Annotated in this window: 3 protein-coding genes and 1 pseudogene; 3 read left to right on the top strand and 1 reads right to left on the bottom strand. The window is 37.0% G+C overall.

The window, feature by feature from the left end; translation table 11 throughout:
• From QX565_RS00215 to QX565_RS00205, 3 genes and pseudogenes are all read left to right on the top strand, one after another.
• A partial coding sequence (locus QX565_RS00215; protein WP_289290528.1) for a DUF3876 domain-containing protein occupies positions 1 to 194 on the top strand: 194 nt, incomplete at its 5' end.
• 53 nt (positions 195 to 247) lie between these two features.
• A complete protein-coding gene (locus QX565_RS00210) occupies positions 248 to 541 on the top strand; it encodes a helix-turn-helix domain-containing protein (protein ID WP_002560566.1) in 294 nt (97 codons plus the stop codon).
• 92 nt (positions 542 to 633) lie between these two features.
• A pseudogene (locus QX565_RS00205) lies at positions 634 to 1,160 on the top strand (GNAT family N-acetyltransferase).
• Positions 1,161 to 1,475: 315 nt separating this feature from the next.
• Here the strand turns inward: QX565_RS00205 and QX565_RS00200 are convergent.
• Positions 1,476 to 2,571: site-specific integrase (locus QX565_RS00200; protein WP_289290527.1), on the bottom strand; the 1,096-nt coding region annotated here is incomplete at its 5' end.

Here is a 2,571-nt window from a genome sequence, read left to right as displayed (position 1 = left end):
ATGATAAAGAATATCTTCTTTCTATTATATATGTATCGGAAACCACCAAACAGGCTTCACCCGCTACTTATGAGATACAGCAAGATGGTAGCCAGTATTTTATTGCCATTGCATCTAAACGGCTCTATATTGATTATGATCCGGCAAAAGATGTACTTAGCATTTCATCACAGGGTGACTATCTGCGTAACTAATCAGCCATATAGCCATCTTGAAATCAATATTTTAATAAAACAATCTTTCAATCATGGAACTAATAAATAAAGATACCCCGCAAGTCAAAGAATTTATATCTTCTCTTGATTCAATGCTGAACGGTATTGAATCCATTGTCAAGCACTATAAGCCACATTTGAACGGAGAACGTTTTCTTTCCAATCATGAGGTTTCTAAAAAACTGAATGTCAGTTTGCGAACCTTACAAGAGTGGCGAGATACAGGGTTAATCCCCTTTATCCAAATTAAAGGTAAAATAATCTACCGCCAAAGTGATATTGATAAACTGCTCCAAAAACACTATTTTGAAAGCTGGAAAGAATAGCTATCTAAAAGAGTATGATTTCCACTATCTTAAAAGGAAACCTCTTTTATTAAGGTGGAAATTATACCTTTGCATCCCAAACAGTTGTAATCATGAAGTTTGTAATAGAATCCGGCACATTTGCCGACATTGATGAACTAGAAAGGTTGTATGATGATCTGAATGATTATCTATCGGCTACTATCAACTATCCCGGATGGATAAAAGGCATTTATCCTGTTCGTGAAAATGCGATTGTTGGCATAGAAAATAATACTCTTTTCGTTGTCAGGCATAACGGGAAAATAGTCGGCTCTATTATCTTAGACCATCATCCAGAGGAAGCCTATAATAATGTCAGATGGAAAATTGAAGTAGACTATAGTCGTATTTTTGTGTTACGTACTTTTGTGGTGCATCCCTCATTCTTGAAAATGGGTATTGGTTGTACTTTGATGGACTATTCGTCTGAACTGGCTAAACAATTAGGCATGAAATCTATTCGTTTGGATGTGTACGAAAATAATCTTCCTGCAATCTCCCTATATAGAAATGTGGTTTTGAATACATTGATACCGTAGATTTGGGATTGGGTAACTATGGGCTGGATTGGTTCAAACTGTACGAGAAAGTTGTTTGAGGTGTAATCAAATGGAAAACGCTTCTTCCATTGCCAGCCCTGAAAACATTGTTTTTCGGAATTTAATTTGAATCATTGACTATTCCAATGAAGTATTTAGTCTGTGCAAGTCTTTTTCTAAAAATACGCTCGGAATGTAATGGAGAGGAAGATTTTTAGGAAAACCCGTAGGGCTCGGACTTGAACAGGCTAAATACGGAACTTACCTTTGTCGATGCTTCATATTAAGTTTTGAAAAACTTACAATAAAAGAAAAGGATTGAGAAAATGAAATTCATTCATCCTAATCCTTTTTATATATTGGCTACTACCTTTTTATAGAGTCAATTCCGACAAACATCTATTTACTTTCTGCATATCCTTTAGAATATTCTGATCCAGTACTCGTGCATAGTGTTTAGTTACGCTGGTATCTGCATGACCTAACATCTTTGCTACATTCTCCATGCTTACGCCATTCGCAAGGCATATAGAGGTGGCATACGAGTGCCTAGCGGTATGTGTGGAGAGGTTTTTATGTATTCCGCATACATCTGCAATTTCTTTCAAATAACTGTTCATGCGTTGATTGCACAATACAGGCAATAGTTTTCTGGTACATTCTGCCACATTTTTATACTTTTCAAGTATAGAAGCTGCCACAGGCAACACAGGAATATTGCACATGATTTTTGTCTTTTGGCGGTTCTTCCTTATCCAAAGTTCCCCTTTGTTATCTCTAACCAAGTGTTCGGGAGATAAGTCTTTTACGTCACTGAACGCTAATCCAGTGAAAATACAGAATACAAAAATATCTCGTACTTGCTCTACTCGTTTAATAGTGAACTCTTTGGCAAGAATGATTTTAATCTCGTCCATTGTCAGAAATTCGGGATCAGTTTCTTCCAATTTGAAACGGTAGTAAGCAAACGGATCTTTCTTTATCCAGTCGTTTTCCAAAGCAATGCGGATTATCTTCTTCAAGTTCTTCAATCGGGTGATAGCGGAATTTTGCGCACAACCTTTTTCGATTTTCAAGAAAGCATCGAATTTTGAAATGAAGTTGGCTTCCAAGTTATTCAGGGCAATATCCGATAGCTGATATTCTTTCTTGATGAATTCCTCTAAATATCGGGTAGTGGTTTCATATCGCTGGACGGTCTTACTAACAAAGTCTTTACCGATCAGCTTACGGCTTTGTTCGTTATGCTCCCTGAATACCTGCAATAGTGTTTTGTTATCTTCGTCCACACCATAAAACAACTTTCTCACAAGATCAACAGTGATAACCTTGCCGGAAGTTTCCAATTCTCTATAAATTTGGTGTATGTGCGAACGTGTGATTTCTAAGTAGTGGTTCAGTTCCACCGACATACGGTCTTTGCCTTTTGAATTCTCTTTTGCCTGATTCCATAGGTTTACGGGACAGCTT

The sequence above is a fragment of the Bacteroides sp. 41_26 genome (genome assembly GCF_949740115.1).
Lineage (GTDB): Bacteria > Bacteroidota > Bacteroidia > Bacteroidales > Bacteroidaceae > Bacteroides > Bacteroides nordii.
This window is presented reverse-complemented; position numbering and strand designations above follow the sequence as displayed.

Bases quoted from the DNA above. Each gene is read 5' to 3' on its own strand.
- QX565_RS00210 (WP_002560566.1), top strand. From the start codon at position 248: ATGGAACTAATAAATAAAGATACCCCGCAAGTCAAAGAATTTATATCT.